The 19,528-nt window shown below is 72.5% G+C and carries 16 protein-coding genes and 1 pseudogene; 9 read left to right on the forward strand and 8 right to left on the reverse strand.

Going from position 1 to position 19,528, the window contains the following annotated elements; translation table 11 throughout:
• The first annotated feature begins 115 nt into the window (after positions 1 to 115).
• Positions 116 to 1,270: a hypothetical protein gene (locus ACFRKB_RS16385; protein WP_383106476.1), complete on the forward strand. Its 1,155-nt coding sequence runs from the start codon at positions 116 to 118 to the stop codon at positions 1,268 to 1,270.
• 124 nt (positions 1,271 to 1,394) lie between these two features.
• Positions 1,395 to 1,670, forward strand: a pseudogene (locus tag ACFRKB_RS16390) (LysR substrate-binding domain-containing protein); the annotation flags it as partial.
• Between the two features lie 34 nt (positions 1,671 to 1,704).
• Here the strand turns inward: ACFRKB_RS16390 and ACFRKB_RS16395 are convergent.
• On the reverse strand, positions 1,705 to 4,086 hold the full coding sequence (locus tag ACFRKB_RS16395) for an ABC transporter permease (RefSeq protein WP_383106478.1): 2,382 nt from the start codon (positions 4,084 to 4,086) through the stop codon (positions 1,705 to 1,707).
• Entirely contained in the window at positions 4,083 to 4,874 is a 792-nt protein-coding gene (locus ACFRKB_RS16400; RefSeq protein WP_383106479.1) for an ABC transporter ATP-binding protein, read from the reverse strand. Before ACFRKB_RS16400 ends, ACFRKB_RS16395 begins: the two co-directional genes overlap by 4 nt.
• 138 nt (positions 4,875 to 5,012) lie before the next feature.
• Here ACFRKB_RS16400 and ACFRKB_RS16405 point away from each other — a divergent pair, with 138 nt between their 5' ends.
• From ACFRKB_RS16405 to ACFRKB_RS16415, 3 genes are all read left to right on the forward strand, one after another.
• Entirely contained in the window at positions 5,013 to 5,873 is an 861-nt protein-coding gene (locus tag ACFRKB_RS16405; protein ID WP_383106480.1) for a sensor histidine kinase, read from the forward strand.
• Positions 5,874 to 5,956: 83 nt separating this feature from the next.
• Complete coding sequence (locus ACFRKB_RS16410) at positions 5,957 to 6,703, forward strand: response regulator (RefSeq protein ID WP_383106697.1); 747 nt, start codon at positions 5,957 to 5,959, stop codon at positions 6,701 to 6,703.
• 141 nt (positions 6,704 to 6,844) lie between these two features.
• Positions 6,845 to 7,576: a TetR/AcrR family transcriptional regulator gene (locus ACFRKB_RS16415; protein WP_383106482.1), complete on the forward strand. Its 732-nt coding sequence runs from the start codon at positions 6,845 to 6,847 to the stop codon at positions 7,574 to 7,576.
• Between the two features lie 40 nt (positions 7,577 to 7,616).
• On the opposite strand, the gene ACFRKB_RS16420 is transcribed toward ACFRKB_RS16415, so the two are convergent.
• Positions 7,617 to 9,539: a P-loop ATPase, Sll1717 family gene (locus tag ACFRKB_RS16420; protein WP_383106483.1), complete on the reverse strand. Its 1,923-nt coding sequence runs from the start codon at positions 9,537 to 9,539 to the stop codon at positions 7,617 to 7,619.
• Between the two features lie 163 nt (positions 9,540 to 9,702).
• Between ACFRKB_RS16420 and ACFRKB_RS16425 the strand changes: the two genes are divergently transcribed.
• The 4 genes from ACFRKB_RS16425 to ACFRKB_RS16440 all read left to right on the forward strand — a co-directional run bounded on the left by ACFRKB_RS16425 (position 9,703) and on the right by ACFRKB_RS16440 (position 13,079).
• The gene (locus ACFRKB_RS16425) at positions 9,703 to 10,566 is read left to right on the forward strand and encodes an isocitrate lyase/PEP mutase family protein (protein ID WP_383106485.1); all 864 of its coding nucleotides are present in this window, start codon (positions 9,703 to 9,705) and stop codon (positions 10,564 to 10,566) included.
• 16 nt (positions 10,567 to 10,582) lie between these two features.
• Positions 10,583 to 11,086 carry a hypothetical protein gene (locus ACFRKB_RS16430; protein ID WP_383106486.1) on the forward strand — a complete coding sequence of 168 codons (504 nt, stop codon included), beginning with the start codon at positions 10,583 to 10,585 and terminating at the stop codon, positions 11,084 to 11,086.
• A gap of 22 nt (positions 11,087 to 11,108) precedes the next feature.
• Positions 11,109 to 12,140: a bile acid:sodium symporter family protein gene (locus ACFRKB_RS16435; protein ID WP_383106698.1), complete on the forward strand. Its 1,032-nt coding sequence runs from the start codon at positions 11,109 to 11,111 to the stop codon at positions 12,138 to 12,140.
• Positions 12,141 to 12,269: 129 nt separating this feature from the next.
• On the forward strand, positions 12,270 to 13,079 hold the full coding sequence (locus ACFRKB_RS16440) for a hypothetical protein (RefSeq protein WP_383106488.1): 810 nt from the start codon (positions 12,270 to 12,272) through the stop codon (positions 13,077 to 13,079).
• A gap of 40 nt (positions 13,080 to 13,119) precedes the next feature.
• Here the strand turns inward: ACFRKB_RS16440 and ACFRKB_RS16445 are convergent, their stop codons facing one another.
• The 5 genes from ACFRKB_RS16445 to ACFRKB_RS16465 form a co-directional block, all read right to left on the reverse strand.
• Positions 13,120 to 14,700, reverse strand: a complete 1,581-nt coding sequence (locus tag ACFRKB_RS16445; RefSeq protein WP_383106489.1) for an aldehyde dehydrogenase (NADP(+)) — start codon at positions 14,698 to 14,700, stop codon at positions 13,120 to 13,122.
• Positions 14,701 to 14,820: 120 nt separating this feature from the next.
• On the reverse strand, positions 14,821 to 15,876 hold the full coding sequence (locus ACFRKB_RS16450; protein ID WP_383106699.1) for an MASE1 domain-containing protein: 1,056 nt from the start codon (positions 15,874 to 15,876) through the stop codon (positions 14,821 to 14,823).
• Positions 15,877 to 15,960: 84 nt separating this feature from the next.
• A complete protein-coding gene (locus ACFRKB_RS16455; protein ID WP_383106490.1) occupies positions 15,961 to 16,824 on the reverse strand; it encodes a PP2C family protein-serine/threonine phosphatase in 864 nt (287 codons plus the stop codon).
• Positions 16,825 to 17,058: 234 nt separating this feature from the next.
• Positions 17,059 to 17,943 (reverse strand): SDR family oxidoreductase, encoded by an 885-nt coding sequence (locus tag ACFRKB_RS16460; protein WP_383106492.1) that lies wholly within the window; start codon positions 17,941 to 17,943, stop codon positions 17,059 to 17,061.
• A gap of 286 nt (positions 17,944 to 18,229) precedes the next feature.
• Positions 18,230 to 19,459 carry a beta-ketoacyl-[acyl-carrier-protein] synthase family protein gene (locus ACFRKB_RS16465; protein ID WP_383106494.1) on the reverse strand — a complete coding sequence of 410 codons (1,230 nt, stop codon included), beginning with the start codon at positions 19,457 to 19,459 and terminating at the stop codon, positions 18,230 to 18,232.
• Between the last annotated feature and the right edge of the window lie 69 nt (positions 19,460 to 19,528).

Genomic DNA, 19,528 nt, shown 5'->3' on the forward strand with positions numbered 1-19,528 from the left:
CGCCTACAACCATCCGGCACCTCCGGGAGTCTGCCTGGTCGTCCGGCCGCCCTACGGTCCGTACGTGCGCCGTCAGGGCGGCAGAGGCTCTCCGACCGTAAAGGAACGCGAACCGATGCAGACAAGGCACCTGCTGCGGGCCGCCGCCGTCTCACTGACCCTCGCCGCCACCCTGTTCACCACCGGAACCGCCAACGCCGCGGTCGCCGACCCCGCCGGCCCCGCCGGTACGACGCCCGGCTGGGAGGTCTCCCTCTCCGGGAACAGCCCCGTGGAGTCCGTGATGTCGGTCTCCTCCGTCAGCGAGGATCTCGCCTGGGCGGTCGGCAGAAAGGCCCAGCACGGCGTCATCATGCGCTGGGACGGGGAGAGATGGAGCGAGGACACCGCCCCGGGGCTGCCCGCCGTCTGGCAGTGGTCGTCGGTCAGCGCCGTCGCCGCCGACGACGTCTGGGCCTACGGCACGCTGGTCAGAAGCCAGGTTCTCGTCCACTTCGACGGCGAGCGCTGGAGCACCGTTCCCACCACCGGCCCCTCCGACGAGGCCTGGCCCGAGGTCCCGATCGCGGCCGTGCCGGGGCGGCTCTTCAAGGGCGGCAACGCTCTCTACACCTATGCCGACGGCGCGTGGCAGACGTTCGCGCTGCCGCGCCTCGTCGACATCCGGGACATCGAGGCCCTGTCGGCGGACGACGCCTACGCGACCGGCATGCGCTACCCCGTGGACGGCGGCCACCCGGTGACCTACCACTGGGACGGGACGACCTGGACCCTGATGGAGGAGCCCCCCGTACGGGCCGGTACGGACACGGCCAAGATCGCCGCGGACGCCCCGGACAGCGTCTACGTCGCCGGATGGGCCGACGGTCCCAGCGCCGGCCCGCCCGTCCCGAGCGTCACGCACTGGAACGGGACCGCCTGGGAGGACGTCACCGGTTCGCTCTCCGGCCTCTACCTCCACGCGATCGCCCCGGACGGCCGCGGCGGTCTGTGGGTCACCGGCAACGACCAGTCCGAATCGCCCAGCTCGTGGCCGGTGTTCTGGCACTACGACGGCACGAGCTGGACCAAGCGGCCCGGCGCCACGGCCCCCGACGGCGACACCCGGTATCCGTCGTACACCTTCTACGATCTGGCCCCGGCCGGTGACTCCGGAGCCTTCTGGGCCGTCGGCGACTACTCCACGCCCATGGACGCGAACGGCGATCAGACGATCAACGGCCTGATCGAGCGCTCCGCCACGCTCCCCCTCACGGCGGACCCGCGCTGACGGATCGGCACTGACGGATCAGCGCTGACGGACCCGCCAGGCCCGACCCGGGGCCGTTCGCTGTCAGTGGGCAGCGGGCGTCCCGGGACGGGCCCGCGACTACCGGCCGGAGCAGTGGGCGCCCGCGCGCACGCCCAGCGGCGGACCGATCCGCCGCGGCCCGGCCGTCACGCATATGCAGGAGGCGCTCACGCTCGTCGCCGGCGGCAAGGGCGCTCTGCTGTCGGCCGCGCACACCGCCGCGTACTACGCGCGGCCCGGCGTCACCTACCTCCCGTTCGAGGACGCCGACCCCATCGGATACGGCCTGGTGTGGCGGGCCGCGGACGACACCGGCGCCGTCCAGGTCTTCGCGCGAGCGGCGCTCGATGTGACGGGGAACGCCCAGCTCGCCCTCTGAGCAGCTCACGGTCGGCCCGCCCCGGCGGGCCTGTTCACTCGTTGTGCAGCACCTTCGCGATCGTCAGCCGGGCCGCCGAGCGGGCCGGGAACAGCGCGCCGAGTGCCGCGATCACGATGCCCGTCAGGGCGAGCAGGGCGAGTACGGGGGCGTGCCAGACGTCCGTCATGAAGGCGGGCAGCGAGACGCCTGCCGCGTCGGTCATGGCGGGCATGATCAGGCGATACGCGCCGATGCCGGCCGGGATGCCGAGCAGGCCGCCGACCGCGCCGAGCGCCGCCATCGAGGTCACCACCATCACGACGACCTGTCGTGGTGTCATACCGAGGGACTTCAGCGTGCCCAGATCCCTGCGCCGTTCACGGGTGTTGAGGAGGACGGTGTTGAAGACACCCAGCGCCGCGACCGTCGCGAGAAGCACGGTCAGCGCCAGGGCGGAGCCGGTGATGATGACGGCGTCGCGGTTCGTCGCCGAGAGGGCCTGGGGGTTGAGCCCGGGATCCGCCGCCCTGACCGCCGCGTTGTAGGCGCCGACGGCGGTGCCCGGGGCGAGCCGGACCTCGTACTGATTGGCCTTGCTGTCCGGCGCGAACGCCGTCAGCGTCTCCCAGTTGGACTGGAGCCGGTCGGGCATGCCGTCCATGGACTCGCCGACGATCGTGGCGGTCGCCGTCTCGCCGTCCAGGGTGAAGGTGACCCGGTCACCGACCTCCAGACCGCGCTTCTTCAGGAACGCCGGCGGCGCCACCGCCTCCCCCGGTCCCTCCAGCCAGCGGCCCTTGGCGATCGTCTCACCCAGGGTGTCGGAGTCGCCGCGGAAGAACTGGCAGCCGACGGTCTCCGGGTACCCGGCGAGGCCGACCTCGATCCACGCGTCGGCGGTCACGTGGACCGCTCCGGGCAGCGAGCGCAGCAGGGCCTCCGTCTCGGCGTCGCCCTGCTTCGGCGCGGGCTCGCCGAACTGGGGCTTGCCCACGTGGACCACGGTGTGTACGTATCCGACCCGCTGCACGGCCTCGCCGTACGCGGACATCGTGCGGGACAGTCCGGTCGCCAGCGTCACCGTGGTCACGCCGAGGACGACGGCCGCCAGCGTCAGGGCGGTACGGCCCGGCCGTGCGAACGGCAGGCCCAGGCCCAGGCTGACCGGGCGCGGCAGCCGGGTGCCGGCGAGCGCGTGCTGTACGCGCCGCCCGCGTCCGGCGCGCGGCGCGCTGCCCGCGCTGATCGCCCCGGCCGCGGGGAGCCGGTGCGCGCGCAGCGCGGGTACGAGCGCGGCGAGGACGACGAGGACGGGCATCCCGAGCAGCGTCACGCCGTACACCCAGGGGCTGATGCCCACGGCGAGGTCCTGGGTCCCGATCCCCATGAAGACGCTCTTCAGGAGGGGTTGTGCCGCGATGCCGCCGAGGACGGTGCCGGTGACACAGCCGACGGCCCCCGGGACGAGCACCATCACCAGATAGACGGAGACGACCTGGTTCGGGGTGAAGCCCAGAGCCTTGAGGACCCCGATGTGCCGGAGGCCCGCGATGACCGCGCCGCTCACCACATTGGCGACGATCAGGACCGCCACCACCAGGCCGAGGATCCCGAAGGCCAGCAGGAAGGGCACATAGGCCGAGGCCGCGCGGCCGACGTCCCGCTTGATGCTGAGATACGACTGCGAGGCGAGCAGGGACGCGGGCGGCAGGTCCGCCGTGACCGAGGCCATCGCCTTCTCGATCCGGCCGTCCGTGGCGGAGGCCGATCCGGTGAGGCGATAGAGCATCTGCGCCCCGGTCGGGTGCAGCGCCCCGATCTGGTCGGGGGAGACCCAGGCCTGGGCGGACCGGCTCAGACTGCTGGCCCAGCCCACCACGGTGAGTTCCGGGCCTCCGGGGACGCTGATCACCGTACCCAGCTCCCGTTCGGCGCCCCGCGCGTGCAGGACGATCTCCCCGGGGCGGGTGGCCCAGCGGCCAGCCAGGAGACGCACCCGGTCCACCGGGCCGGCCGGATCGGCGCGTCCGACGACCGTGAGGGGGCCGGTGATCGTGCGCGGACCGGCCGGGGTCTTGGATTCCGTACCGGCCCCGGCCCCGGCCTCGGCACCGGCTTCGGCACCGGCTTCGGCACCGGCTTCGGGGAGGGTGATGACGGCCTGTTCGAACGGACCTGCCGCGGCCGCCACCCCCGGCCGCCGTGCCGTCGCCCCCAGTTGCCCGTCCGAGACCCCGGCCCGGTCGAACGAGGCGACGACATGGGCGCCGCGCTGCTGCGCGAACGCACGGTCGAAGGGCACCGAGGCGGCTTCGAGCAGTCCGAGTGCCACCACGATCGCCACCGTGGAGGAGAAGACGACGAGACCGATGACGATGGTCTGGAGCCTGCGGCGCCGTACGGCCGCGCGCGAGGCCCGCCACACGGCGCTCATACGGACCGCCCCGGAGTACCCGCGATACCCGGAGTACCCGGAGCACCCATGGGCGCCGCGACGGTCTCCGTACGCTCCAGGCCACGCTCACCCGCCACCCGGCCGTCCGCGACCTGGATCACCCGGCTCGCGCACCGCGTCGCCATCCGCTCGTCGTGCGTCACCAGCAGCAGCGTCTGGCCTATCTGGTTGAGATCGAGCAGCAGATCCATCACCTGCTCCCCGGCACGGCTGTCCAGGGCGCCGGTCGGCTCGTCGGCCAGCAGCAGGGCCGGCCGGTTCATCAGGGCGCGGGCGGCGGCGACCCGCTGGCGCTCACCGCCGCTCAGCACCGCCGGATAGGCGTTGCGCCGGTCGGCGACGCCGAGTTCGTCGAGGAGTTCCAGCGCGCGCTCGCGCGCCCGTGTGGCCGGTACGCCGGTGAGCTGCGCCGCCAGCGCGACATTGTCCAGCGCCGGCAAATCGTCGAGCAGGTTGAAGAACTGGAAGATCATGCCGATCCGGCGGCGCCGGAACAGCGCGAGCCCCTTCTCGCTCAGCCGCCCCAGGTCCTCGCCGTGCACGGTGACGGTCCCGGACGTCGGACGGTCCAGCCCCGCGACCATGTTGAGCAGCGTGGACTTGCCGCAGCCCGACGGTCCCATCACCGCGACCGCCTCCCCGGCACGGATCTCCAGCGATACGCCGTCCAGCGCCGTGGCGTCGCCGTACTCCTTGCGCACGTCCGTGAGCCGGACGACGGCCTCCCCGGCGGCCGGTCCACTGTCCTCTTCGGTTTCGGTAGTCATGGCAAGAAGCTTGGAGGAGCGGTACGGGCCGGACGTCCCTCCCCGGAGGTAACCTCCCGGCCGCGTCATCCCACGGATGTACGGCGCTGCACCTGGCGATTGATGCGCGCCGTGGGGCCGTCTGCGAAGGTGAGTTCCGTGGGGATACCCGGGACGGGCTGGCTGACCGCCGCCCTCGTGGCGGCCTGTGCGGTCGTCGGCTGGCTGAGCGTGGCGCTCGTACGGGCGCGGCGTCTGCACCGCACGGCACTGGCGGAACGGCGCTGGCTCCTCGAACGCGAACGCGAGAGCGCGGCCCGTACCGCCGTCGACACCGAACGGGCCAGGATCGCCGAGGAGTTGCACGACATCGTCAGCCACAACGTGAGCCTCATGGTCGTCCAGGCCGGGGCCGCCCGCGAGGTGCTGGCGACGCTGCCGGACGAGGCCGCGGCGGCGCTGCTGGCCGTCGAGGGCGCGGGCCGTGACGCGATGACCGAACTGCGCCATCTGCTGGGGCTGCTGGCACCGTCGCAGAGCGGCGAGAACGGCGAGAACGGACACGACGGCGCCGACGGCATGGCCGCCCTGTCGCCGCAGCCGAGCCTGAGCCGGCTCAGTCCGCTGATCGACCGGATCGCGTTCGCCGGGCTGCCCGTCGAGGTGCGGGTCTCCGGGGAGCCGCGCGCGCTCCCGGCCGGCATCGATCTCACCGCGTACCGCATCATCCAGGAGGCCCTGACCAACGCGCTCAAGCACGGCGGTGGCGAGAAGGCCGAGGTGACGGTGCGGTACGCGGACCACTATCTGCGGGTGGAGGTGCTGAACAGCGGGCCGAGCGTGCTGTCCGGGCACCGGCCCGTGCCGGGGGCACCGGCCCCGGAGGCGCGGGGCGGAACAGGGCGCGGCCTGCTCGGGCTGCGGGAACGGGTCGCCGTCTACGGTGGCGATCTGGACGCCCGGCGGCGCCTCGGCGGCGGATACCGCGTCCGTGCGCGGATACCGTTGGACCGGCCATGAGCACCGCGCCCGACACCCCGCCCGAGCCGACGCACATGCCCACGTCCACGCCCACGGCTACGCCCCCGCCCGAGCCGACGCACATGCCCACGTCCACGCCCACGGCTACGCCCCCGCCCGAGCCGGCCCCCCGCGTCCTCATCGCCGACGACCAGGCCCTGGTCCGTACCGGCTTCCGGCTGATCCTCACCATGCGCGGCATCGAGGTGGTCGGCGAGGCCGCCGACGGAGCCGAGGCGGTCGCGGCGGCGCGCGGGCTGCGCCCGGACGTCGTCCTCATGGACATCCGTATGCCGAACATGGACGGCCTGGAGGCCGCCCGGCGCGTCCTGGAGCAGAACCCGGAGTGCCGGGTGCTCATGCTGACCACCTTCGACCTGGACCGTTACGTCTACGCCGCCCTGGCCCTCGGCGCGAGCGGCTTCCTGCTGAAGGACGTCACCCCGCAGCACCTCGCCGCCGCAGTACGCCTCATCAACACCGGTGACGCGCTGCTGTCCCCCTCGATCACCCGGCGCCTCGTCGAACGCTTCGCCTCGGGTGACCACCGTTCCGGCCGGCCGCCCGGCCACCGACCCGCCCACGCGCCCCGACTCCCCGCCGTCCACCGCGATCTCACGGCCCTGACACCCCGCGAACTGGAGGTCCTGACCCTCATGGGCGGCGGCCTGTCGAACGCCGAACTCGCCCGGCGACTGACCCTCAGCGAGGCCACCGTGAAGACGCATGTCGCCCGTATCTTCGCCAAGCTCGCCCTGCGCGACCGCGCCCAGGCCGTCGTCCTCGCCTACGAGACGGGACTGGTCTCGCCCGGCGGCCCCGCCGCGTAACCGCACACGGCGCCTCACCTGCCCGCACGCTGTACGTGCACCCGTACGCCGTGCGCGCGCTGGGCTATCCTGTGCGGCCGGAGCCACTGACGAGTGCGCTGACGAGCGCACTGGGGTGTGCGGGACACGAGGAGAGTGCGCATGCCGGCCGACGAGCAGCCGTTCCCGTCCGTCTGGACCCGTCCACGCCGGCAGCGGCGGGAACAGCCGGCGCTGAGCCGGGAGCAGATCGTCTCCACGGCCCTCCAGTTGCTGGACGCCGAGGGCATCGACGCCCTGAGCATGCGCAAGCTCGGTACCCGGCTGAACGCGGGCGCCACCTCCATGTACTCGCACGTGGCCAACAAGGACGAGCTGATCGAGCTGGTCGTGGACGAGGTCTACGGCGAGATCGAGCTGCCCGGCGCCGGAGACCCGGCGCGGTGGCGCGCGGCCACCACCCAGTGCGCCCACAGCCTGCGCTCGGCGTTCCTGCGGCACCCCTGGATCGTCTCCGTGCTCGGTGAGGCGGGGATGGCCCACCTGGGCCCGAACATGATGCGGCTGTTCGAGGGCCTGCTCACCGTCTTCGAGGAGGCGGGCTTCTCGCTGACGGAGGCCGACCGGGCCGTGAACACCGTCGTCTCGTTCGTCATCGGGGTGTCCACCAGCGAGGCCGCGTGGCTGACGATGCTCGCGCGCAGCGGCCGGAGCGAGCAGGAGTGGACGGAGCGGCTGTGGCCGGCCGCGGAACAGGCCGTGGCGCCGTACCCCCGGCTGCGCAGGCTGTACGCCGCTCAGCGCGGCCAGGACATGGGCGGCGCCCGCGAGGACCACTTCGACGGCGGACTGGCCTGTGTCCTGGACGGCCTGGAGGCCCGGCGCGCCCGCTGAGCGCCGCGCGCCGGGCCACGGCGCCCATGGCGCCCGCGGCTCAGCGGCCCCCCGAGTCGCCCGAACTCCCGTAGGCGCCCCCCGCCATCCGTCGCAGCCTGCGCGCCTCGTCCTCGATCCGCTGCGCGACGCTCCCGGCCCCCGTGGTGTCGTCCAGCCCGCTGGCCCGCAACTGGGCGGCGAGGGTGGTGAAGTAGTGCGCGGTGGTGAGGAGACGGCTCGCCGTGTCGTACCCGCCGCCGCCCTGGGGCCGGGTGGCGCTCGCGTCGGTCAGTACGCGGCCGATCTGCTGCGTGAGCTCGTCCCGCGCGTCCTGGGCCATCCCGACCGCCCGCCCGACCTGGGAGAGGATGGAGTGGCAGGAGCGCGTCAGCTCCGCCAGCAGCCGGTACTCGCGGCTCACCCCCGTATTGCCCGCCCCGCCGAAGCCGGTGTTGCCGGACGCGATCCGGTCGCCCGCCACCACCGGCTCGAAGCGCCGGAGGTCGATCGCGCTGGTGGCGCCCAACGCCTCACGGAAGCACGGATGGACATGGAACTCCGTCTCGTGCGGCTGGACGGCCAGCTCACCGCCGCCCGCGAACACCACGTCATTGCCGCGCCGCACCCCGAGGAAGCCCACGCTGTACAGGATGTCGATCGCGCCGGACGGGGTCAGCGCCTCGGCGTACGCGGGGAAGAGCCGGTGCAGCGTCTGAGCCGCCTCCCCGAAGCGGCTGCCGAGCGCGGCGCGCGACACCACGTACCCCGTGTTCTGGAAGAGCGGGAAGAGCCGTTCGAGGAACGGATGGGCGATCAGATACTCCTGCGCCAGGTCCTTCAGCTTCCACGCGGAGAACTGCCGGCTCGCCTGGAGAACATCGGTGTCCGTGATCCGGTCGCGGCCATGGGTCAGCCAGGCCGTCTCCTGGCAGAGGTTGAGGAACTGGATGGCGTCGCGCGGCCGGGGCAGACAGCGGCTGAATATGAACGCCGCGATGTCCTCCCCCCGCACGATCTCCGGGAAGATCTCCCGCCACAGCCGCTCCGCCGACAGACCCGCGTCCCCGGTCGAGGCCCGCGCGCGGGCCAGGGCGAGCTCCCGCAGGGCGTGCTCCGTCCAGACGATCCGCAGCTCGTCCCCGTGGAACTTGTCCCCCTCGCCGAACGACAGCGAGTCGTAGATGTCCGCGCGCAGGAACAGCAGACACCGCACCGCCTGTCCGTACAGCCCCGCCGCGTGCTTCGCCGCCAGCAGCAGCCCGATCACCATCGAGTTGCTCTCCGGCTCCACCGACCAGACCTGCTCCAGCTGGTCGACCAGGAGCAGTAACGGCTCGTGCGCGGCGGCGCAGTCCAGCTCGGCGAAGGCGTCCGCCACCCCCCTCTCCACCACGTCGAGCTGCCGGGCGGCCCGCGCGCCCTCCGAGGGCGCGTGCGCCAGCTCCACCCCGGCCTTGAACCCGAACGCCTCCAGCGACAGCGCCGTCTGCAACCCCCGCGCGCCCTGGGCCAGTCGGTCACCGAGGCGGTCACCCGGATAGTCGGACGGCAGCTCGTCGTTCTGCTTGAGGAAGCGGCGCAGCGCCTTCACCGAAGCGGCCTTCCGGCCGTGCTCTTCCGCGGCGTGCGCCACCAGATGGCGCGCGGCGTTGACGGCGAACACATAGCGCCAGATGAGCGACTTGGCCGAGTCTCCGGGCAGTCCCTGGAGCTCGAAACGGCGGATCTCGTCCCCCGCGGCGTCGTCGGGCGTGATCAGCACCTTCCCGCCGCCGTGCACCCCGTCCGCCATCAGACGCATACAGATCGCGCTCTTGCCCGACCCCTTGCGCCCGATGATCAGCATCTTCCGGCCGGACACCGCCGCGCGCGTCGCGTTCGTCGACAGGAACCCGCCGCGCAGCAGCAGCCCGTCGGTCACGTCCCGCTCGGCGTCCTCCCGTCCGAAGTGGAGGTTCGCGAGTACGGACTCTCCGGCCATCCCATCCCCCTGGTCGGTCCCAAATCGATCACTCCGTACTTTTTGCCAGATCGGGTGACGATGCGGTGTGTCGTTTTACGAAGTCTTGGTCTTCTGTAAATGTGTGCCCGTCAGCACGTCGCCTGAACTCGTGACCGGGCGGGTTCTGGAATGAGGGAGAACCATGCGCTACGGCAACGCCTTGCGAGAAGCGGTCGAATCACCTCGTACGACACCTCTCATCGGCATCTACGACATGTATTCGGCCTCGATCGCGGCCCAGCACTACAACGGATTCTTCGTCTCCGGCTTCGGCTTCGCCGCTTCCCATTACGGGCTGCCGGACATCGGTTTCATCGCCTGGCCCGACATGGTGGCCTTCGCGGAGCGGCTCCGTCTGGCGTTTCCCCGCCATCACATGCTCGTCGACATCGACGACGGGTACGTGGACCCCGAGGTCGCGTGCCATGTCGTCCAGCGGCTGGAGCGCGCCGGGGCCTCGGGGGTGATCCTGGAGGACCAGAAGCGGCCCCGCAGGTGCGGGCACGCGGACGGGAAGCTGATCCTGCCGCTGGAGGAGTATCTGGCCAAGCTCGAACTGGTCCTGAGCAGCAGGGAGGAGATGCTCGTGGTGGCCCGTACGGACGCCACGGAGGAGTCGGAGATCGTACGGCGCGCCGCCGCGCTGGCGGAGACGGACGCGGATGTCGTCCTCGTCGACGGTGTGCGGAGCGTGGAGTGGATTCGTAAGATCCGCTCGGTCGTCGGCGACAAGCCGCTGCTGTTCAACCAGATCGCGGGCGGAAAGTCGCCGCGGCTCTCCCTCTCCGAACTCTCCGACCTGGGCGTCAATCTCGCCATCTACAGCACCCCGTGCCTTTTCGCCGCGCACGGCGCGATCGACGGCGCGCTGTCCGATCTGAAAATGGCCGACGGACGGCTGCCGGACACCAGGGAGACGGGGGCAATCGGGGTCAAGGGGTCGACGGAATTGCTGGAAAAGAACATCAGCAGACACCACGACAGCCGCGTATCGGTATCGGTGTGATCGCGGGAATTTCCTCTTGTCCTCTCATTTCCTCCGGTCCGGCACCGGCCGGCACCGGCTTCCGAAGAAAGCGCCCCTCCTGAGGGGTGTCTCCGCGACGAGCGTCCTCGTCGCCGCGACCACGGGCGTCCTGTGCGGTGCCGGCACCGCACAGGCCGACGACGACGATTCCGAGCGGTCGGGGCCCGTCGCCGGACGCAACGTCGGGCTGGTGGTGATCGACAACTCTCATGCCGACTCCTGGCTGGAGGTCGACCGGACGCTCAACATGCTGTTCAGGAGCAAGGGCACGGCGGGCAGCGACCACGACGGGGGTGGTGGCGCCATCGACGTACAGACCGGGGATGTCTCCGAACGCGGAAACGGATCCGGGAACGGGTCCGGAAACGGAGCCGCGAACGGAGCCGGGAACGGGAGCGGCTCCGGCCCGGCCTCCGGCACCGGCTCCGGCCCGGGTGGTGTGATCGAGCAGATCGGGCAGATCGGGCATCCGCCGTACCAAGGCGAGAACGGTGAATGACGTGACCTCCAAGTCCTGGCTGATGTCCTGGCCGGGCCGGCTGGGAAGGGCGGTCGACCTCTATGTCGTCGCCCTTCTCGGCACGGTCGTGCTCGCGGCGCTGCTGCCCGCGAGCGGCCGGGCGGCCGTGGCCGTCGGCGGCGCCGCCGACCTCGCCATCGCGCTGCTCTTCTTCCTCTATGGCGCGCGCCTCTCCACCCGCGAGGCGGTCGACGGACTGCGGCAGTGGAAACTCCATCTCGTGGTGGGGGCCAGTACGTTCGCGCTCTTCCCGCTGCTCGGGCTGGCCGCGGGCGGACTCGTACCGTTCCTCCTCACCGACCAGCTCTACACCGGCCTCCTCTTCCTCTGCGTCGTCCCCTCGACCGTCCAGTCGTCGATCGCGCTGACCTCCACCGCCCGGGGCAATGTCCCGGCCGCCATCTGCGCCGGCACGTACTCCAGCCTGTTCGGCATGGTCGCGACCCCACTGCTCGCGGCCTGGCTGATCGGCTCCACCGTCAGCTTCTCGGCGCACGGGGCGGTGGCCATCGCCACCCAGCTCCTGCTTCCCTTCGTCGCCGGGCAGTTGCTGCGCCGCTGGATCGGCGGGTTCATCGGCCGCCACAAGAAGCGGATCGGTCTGCTGGACCGGTTCTCCATCCTTCTCGTCGTCTATACGGCCTTCAGCCAGGGCATGGCGGAGGGCATCTGGCAGCGGATCACTCCGGTGCGGCTGGCCGCTCTGCTGGCGCTGGCCGCGCTTCTGCTGACGCTGGCCCTCGCGGTGACCTCGTTCACCGCGCGGCGCCTGGGGTTCAGCCAGGAGGACCGGATCACCATCGTCTTCTGCGGCTCCAACAAGAGCCTGGCGACGGGGCTGCCCATGGCGGCGGTGCTGTTCGGCGCCTCGGCGGGCCCGGTGATCCTCCCTCTCATGCTCTACCACCAGGTGCAGCTGATGGTGTGCGCGGTCATCGCGGGCCGCTGGTCCCGCCGGCCCCTGGAAGCCGCGTCCGAACGGACCCCCGCGCAGGCGTCCCGCGCCGTTCCCGTACGGGAGACGGCCCGCTGACCAACCCGTCCCGGGGCTGGAGATTGTCATCCCATGGCATCTCCATGAAAGATCTGATCCAACTGGCCTTTATTCTATCTTTAGGCCCTTTGGGTGCAATTGAACACATAGTCCATTCCTGTGAGCGCCATGAACGTTGTTACGCACGTGGATCCACGTGAACTCTGGGAGCGGAACACCGTCCTGGCCGAAGCGTTCTGCGCCAGCGATGAGCGTGTGCGCCAGGCGCAGTCGGTACTGGACGAGGCGCAGGCCGAGCGGAGCAGGACGCTCGCGGCCTTCTCCGTGACGGTCGGGAACGACGGCGCGGTGGCCGACCTGATGGGCCTGAACGAACGGGAAGTGCGGGTGGCACGGCGCACGGTGGGCAGAGAGGACGCCCGGTCCGTCGCCGAGGAACTCCTGATCCGCGGAACGCAGCCACCACCGCCACCACTCACACCGCATGTCCCGCAGGGGCCACCACAGACACCGCCCGCCCCGCCCCCGGGGACCCCCACGGCGCAGCCACCGACCACCCAGATGCCGGTGCACGATCCGGGCGTCGACACCTTCCCGGTGTCGGAGGTCCAGCTGCCGCAGCCCCGGGGCGAGATGCCCCCGCAGCCGGACGCGATGCCGCAGGACGCGCAGACGGTCGCCGCGCCCACGGTCTTCCATCCCCCCGCCGTGGAGGAGACCGTGGTCTGGTCGGCCAGCATGGACTCCGTCCTGCTGTGGAGCTGGAAGTCCGGCCTCGACCTCCAGACGGTCGCCGCCGAACTGGGCCTGGACCTGCGGGCGCTGCTGCTCCGCGTACAGACCCTGGCCAACGACGGGCTGCTCACACCCCGTACCCCGCCCTCCGACAGTGGCCAGTCCGGCCGTCATCGGCGGCACGAGGACCCGTACGCGGCCCTCATCAGCCCGGCGACCACGCCGTTCCCCGTCTACCACTGAGGGCCGGGGCCCGCACGGCCGGCGGGCGCGGCGGTCGCGCTCAGCGGTGTTCCCGGGTGCCGTCCAGCCGGCGCGGCAGGTCGCGGGGGTTGCTGTCGGAGACATCGGCGGGGAGGAAGTCGGCCGGGACGTCCTGGTAGCAGACCGGGCGCAGGAAGCGGCGGACGGACAGGGTGCCGACCGAGGTCGTGCGTACGTCGGAGGTGGCGGGGTACGGGCCGCCGTGCACCATGGCGTGGCTGACCTCGACCGCCGTGGGCCAGCCGTCGTAGAGGACGCGGCCCGCCCTGGTCTCCAGCAGCGGCAGCAGGGCGGCGGCGGTGTCCCGGTCTCCCGGGCCGTGGTGGACCGTGGCGGTCAGCTGGCCCCGCAAGGCGCGGGCCACCTCGGTGAGTTGGGCCGTATCACGGCAGGTCACCACGGTCGCGGCGGCGCCGGACGGCTGATCCTGGAGCTCCGGCCGGCTCAGGAACGCCTCGGCCGGGACCGTGAACAGCCGGGGCACGCAAATGTTGGCGCCCTCGCCCGGCTGTCCGGCGGCGATCTCCCGTACGTCCTCGACCGCCGCCAGCGCCGCCGCGGCGTGCTCGTACGCGTCGTGGAAGGCCCGGGTCTGCACCGTCTGCCCGGCCTGCGCGGACACCGCACGGCCGGCCGCCGCCAGGAACTCCGCCAGCTCGGGTCCGTTGACGGCGGCCAGCAGCCCCGGCCGGGTACGGAACTGCCCCGCGCCCGCCGTCAGCGCGCCGATGAACCCCTCGACCAGCGCGGCGGACCGGTCGCGGAGGGCGCCGGGCAGCAGGAAGACCGGGTTGACGCTGCTCATCTCGGCGTACACCGGAACCGGTTCGGGGCGGGCGGCGGCCGTACGCGTCAGCGCCTCGCCGCCCGCCCGTGTTCCGGTGAAGCCGACCGCCCGGATCCGGGGGTCGGCGACCAGGGCCCGGCCCAGTTCCGCTTCGGAGCCGAAGAGCAGCGAGAACACGCCCTCCGGCAGCTCGCTCTCGCGTACGGCGGCGGCCACGGCCGAGCCGACCAGTTCCGAGGTGCCCAGATGGGCGCTGTGCGCCTTGAGCACGACGGGGCAGCCGGCGGCGAGCGCGGCGGTGCTGTCACCGCCCGCCACCGAGAAGCCGAGCGGGAAGTCGCTCGCGCCGAACACCGCCACAGGACCGATGCCGATATGACGCTCCCGCAGATCGGGCCGCGGCTCGGGGACGCGGTCCGGCAGCGCCCGGTCGATCCGTACCTCCGCCCAGCCGCCGTACCGCACCTCTGCGGCGAGGAACCGCAACTGCCCCGTCGTACGGTCCCGTTCGCCGGTGACCAGGCCCGCGGGGAGGCCGCTCTCCGCGACGGCCCGGACGATCAGCTCCTCGCCGAGCGCCTCGATACGGTCCGCGATCCGCTCCAGGAAGGTCGCCCGCCGCTCGGGGGAGGTGGCGCGGTACCCGGGGGCGGCCCGCTCGGCCAGTTCGCAGGCGCGCGCCACGTCCTCGGGGGTGCCGGAGCCGTAGCCGGGCTCCAGCGGGGTGTCCGTACGGGGATCGACCGAGGCGACCGCCGGGCCGCGGCCGGTCCGCCGCTCGGCGCCGAGAAACATCGCTCCTGTCAGGGGCATGGTGCGCTTCCTCACCTCTCTGGGCTTCGTCGGGCGCTCGGCGTGGGGCGTCTTCGGGCGTCGGGCCTCATGTGGCATGCGGTCGCGGGGCGGGACGGGGCGATACGGGCCGACGGGGAATCAGCCGCCCCCGGGGCTCTTCCCCGGGTTCTTCCCGGGCTTCTTCCCGCGGTCCGGACGCGGGGTGTTCCCGCGGTCCGGCCGCCACCGCTTCGGCGACTCCGCCGGGCTGAGGTGCGCCACCAGTTCCGCCAGCTCCACGCACGCCTGCTCGACCTTCAGCCGGATGTTCCGCTGCTCGGTGACGATCGCCGCCAGCAGCAGCGAGGTCAGCGCGACGGAACCGTTGAGGGCCTGGAGCGCGATCATCCGCTGGATGAGGGTGTGGTGGGCGAAGGCCCCGACGAGGTCGGTCGCCTCGGAGATCGCCAGCACGGAGACGAACAGCGCGTACGGCGCGCTCCCCGCGAGCTGGAAGCGCAGCGCGGCCCAGATGAGCACCGGGAAGACGAGGAAGAGCAGGGAGAGGGTGCTCATGGTGGCCAGCGGCGTCACGACGACGGCGACGATCAGCAGGGCCAGCGCCTCCGGCCAGCGGCGGAAGTCCGCTGCCCGGGGGCGCCGGACCCCGCGCAGCATCAGCAGCACCGGGGTGACCACGAGCACCCCCATGGCGTCGCCCACCCACCACGCCGACCAGGCCGGCCAGAATCCGTCGTGACCCGTGTTCCCGAGCTTGCCGCCGATCCCCAGCATCGCCGTGCCCAGGGTCGCGCTGATCAGCATCCCCGCCAGCGCCCCCAGGAACACCAGGGCGATCCCGTCCCGCAGCCGGTCCAGCTCCGTACGGAAACCCACGCGCCGGAGCATCAGATACGCGAAGACCGGCGCGATGGTGCTCGCGGCGATGATCCCGATGTCGAAGAGGTGGATGGGACCGAGCGTCACGATGGTGAAGAGGGCACCGAGCGAGATCCCCGGCCACACCCCGAGGCCCAGGAAGAGCAGGGCGGCCAGCGCGATGCCCGAGGACGGCCAGAGAGGCGTCACGACCGCGCCCCCGATCACCAGCTGCTTCAGCAGACCGAGCTGCGCGGTCCCGTAGTAGGCGACGGCGACGCCGAGAATCCGCAGACCGGCCAGGGACAGACGTCGGACTTCCTCGGTACGCACCACATCAGCCATCAGACAACGCCCGCCGCCCGTGTACGCCGTGACACGCACTGCCGAAGGGCGCGCGTCACCCCGTACCGACAGGGCCTACGCGCCGACCGGACCCTCCGGTACGGAGTCATGGCAGAGGACGAGCACGGCGGCGTCGTCCGAGTGACCGGTCAGCTCGGCCACCTTCAGCACTTCGGCGGCCAGCTCGCCGGGATCCGCACCGTCACGGGCGGCCTCGCCGGCCAGGACCGCCGCGGAGGCCAGCCGGGCCACCTGCCCGAGGCCGTCCTCGACCCGGAACGAGGGGCCTTCCACCACACCGTCCGTGACCAGCACGAACGCCCCGGTCTCCGTCAGCCGGCGACGGATCACCGGGTAGGTCTCCCCCGGCAGGATGCCCAGTGGCAGACCGCCCGGGTCCTCGGCGACCCCCGAGCTGCCGTCCGCCGCGGCCCACACCGACGCCACATGGCCGGCGCGGGCGCTCTCCAGCACGCGCGTGACCGGGTCGAAGCGGAGGAACGTACAGGTCGCGAAGAGGGTGGAGTCCACCGACAGCATCAGATCGTTGGCCCGGCTCAGCACCTGCCCGGGATCACCGGCCGCCGCCGCGACCGCCCGCAGGCCGATCCGTACCTGCCCCATGATCACGGCCGCCTCGACATCGTGGCCCTGGACATCGCCGACACAGAACGCGAGCGCGCCGTCGGGCAGCAGAAAACCGTCGTACCAGTCGCCGCCGATGTCCAGACCGTCCCGCGCGGGCGCGTATCGGGCGGCGGTCCGCAGCCCCGGTACGGCGGGCAGGAAGGGCGGGAGCATCGCGCGCTGGAGGGCCTCCGCCAGCTCCACCCGGGCGTGCTGAAGCTCCACCCGCCGCCTCGCCTGGGCGGTGAGCCGGCCGAGTGTGGTCAGCAGGTCGTCGGCGCTCGCCGACCGGCTGGGACGACGCCGGGTCATGCACCGCTCCGAGGTACGTCCATTGGTGGACCGCTGTGAGTTGTTCCTCGCAACGGAGTACAGAAGGGGCCTCTCGCTCAAGCCTCACCTTCATCATATTTCCGCCGCGCGGCTTCCGCCGGATGAGCCGGGAGTTCCCAGCGTACGCACGGTGCACGCAACGTGCGGCGGCAGCCGCGGGACGGCGCCCGGCCTCGCTCCTGGCCGGGCTGCCGGGCCTCTCACCAGGCCGGACTACGTCGGGCCCGCGCCGCCGACCTCGTTCGCGGCTCCGCCCGCGCCCAGCAGGGTGGTGGGGGTCGTGGCCGACGCGGGTTCCAGGGCGGGCAGGGCGCGGCGGGCCCGGCGGGCGGCGGCGGGCGGGAGGGCCGCGCGTACGAGCTGGGCCGCGCGGAGCCAGGGCTGGGCGTAGACCTGGCGGGCCCGGCGTTCGATGCCGGTGGTGAGCCGGTCCACGGCCGGTGCCAGCGGATAGGTGCGGTTGGCGGGCCAGCGCATACGGGAGCGCAGCTCGCGGAGCGTGGCGTCCTGCTCGGCGCTCCGGACCATGTCGGTGTCGGTCCAGGTGAGATAACCGACGCCGATCTCCACCCCGTGGTGCGCCACCTCGGTGCGCAGGGTGTGCGCGAAGGACTCGGCCCCGGCCTTCGAGGCGCAGTAGGCCGACATCATCGGCGCGGGGGCGAGGGCCGCGAGCGAGGCGATCTGGAGGTAGTAGCCGCGCGAGTCCAGCAGCGCGGGCAGGAAGGCGCGGGCGGTGTTGGCGCTGCCGATCAGATTGACCTCGATGACGCGGCGCCACGCGTCGGGCTCGGAGTGACGGAAGAGCCCGCCCGCCGCGACCCCGGCGTTGGCGACGACGATGTCGACCGTACCGAAGCGCTCCTCGACGAGCCGTGCCGTACGCAGCATGGCCGCCGCGTCGGTGACATCCGCGTGCCAGTGGTCCGCCTCGCCCGCCAATGACGCGGTGACACGGGCGAGTTCGGACTTCTCCAGGCCGACGAGCGCCAGCCGGGCGCCGCGCTCGGAGAGGGACCGGGCGAGCTGTTCGCCGACGCCGCGCGCGGCGCCGGTGATGACGGCGGTACGTCCTCGGAGCGGCGGGTGCCTGCTCATGGTGGGGCCTCCGGGGGTGGGAGTGAGGGGAGGCCGCCCCCCGGCGCGTGGCTGGAGGACGGCATTCCGTACGCCGGCGCATTGTGTGCACCGGCGCATCGCACGCACTGACGCATGACGAGCACGCGCTGAACGCGGTACGAGCGCGCTGACGCGGTACGAGCCCGCGCTGACGTGGGACCGAGCGCGCGCTGACGCGGGACGTACGGCGGTGAGCGCTGCGGTACGTACGACGGCGTGCGGGACAGCGTACGACCGCGTGCGGAACGGCATGCGGCGGCGCGGATCAGGCGCGTTGCAGCGCCAGCACCGCGTTGTGTCCGCCGAAGCCGAACGAGTGGCTGACCGCGCGGTCGATCCGCCGGCGCAGCGGCTGCTTGGTCACACAGTCGATGTCGAACTCGACGGCAGGCGCGTCCAGGTTGGCGATCGGCGGTACGACGCCGTGCTGGAGCGTCAGCACGGTCAGGCCCGCCTCGATCGCGCCCGCCGCCCCCATGCAGTGCCCCAGCACGCCCTTGGGCGCCGTGACCGGCGGGCGGTGCGGATAGACCCGGCTGATCAGCGCCGCCTCGGTCGCGTCGTTGAGCGGCGTCGACGTGCCGTGCGCGTTGACATGCCCGACGTCGTACGGACTCCACCCCGCGTCCCGCAGCGCCACCTCCACCGCGCGCTGGGCGACGGCGCCCGAGGGGTGCGGGCTCGTCGGGTGGTGCGCGTCGGTCGTGGCACCGGCGCCCGCCAGCAGCGCGCGTGGCTCCGCGCCGCGCGCCCGCGCGTCCCGCTCGCGCTCCAGCACCATGATCGCCGCGCCCTCCCCCAGGACCAGCCCCGCGCGGTCCGAGGCGAAGGGCCGGCACAGCCGCGCCGGGTCGTCGCCGGGACCCGCCAGCGCGGCGGCGCCCGAGCGCACGAACCCGGTTATGGCGACCGGGAAGACGATGGACTCCGTCGCCCCCGCCACGGCGATGTCGCACTGCCCGGTGGAGAGCAGATCCCGCGCCACGGACAGCGCCGTGACCCCTGAAGAACACGCCGTGCACGGCGCCATGCTGGGCCCGGTGGCCCGCATCTTGATGGCGATCTCGGCCGCCGGCATGTTGGGGATCGTGAGCAGGATCCCGGACGGGGAGGTCGCCTCGGGCCCGCGTCGGTCGAGCGCGACGGACTGTTCCGTCAGGCTGGCGGAGCCTCCGCTGCTGGTCCCGACCACGACGGCGACCCGGGTGCCGTCCCAGCGCGCCGGGTCGAGTCCGGCGTCGGCAACCGCTTCGCGCGCGGCGAGGAGCGCGAACTTCACGTACCGGCCCATCCGGAAGGCCGTACGCCCGCCGATCGCCGCGTCGAGGTCGATGCCTTCGACCGTACAGGCGAAGTCGACCGCGCAGCCGCTCAGTTCGGGCACCCGGTGGGCGGGGGAGACTCCCTCGCACACGCCGCGCCAGGTGGAGTCGGTGTCGTTCCCGGCCGGGGTGATCATCCCCAGACCGGTGATGGCGATGGCGGGTCCGGTCATCGGCCGACGCCCACCGGGGCCTCGTTCGTCTCGCTGACGCCGCTCGCCGTGCCCGCCCCGTGAGCGGTG

Origin of the sequence: Streptomyces scopuliridis (assembly GCF_042790125.1) — a bacterium.
Lineage (GTDB): Bacteria > Actinomycetota > Actinomycetes > Streptomycetales > Streptomycetaceae > Streptomyces > Streptomyces scopuliridis_A.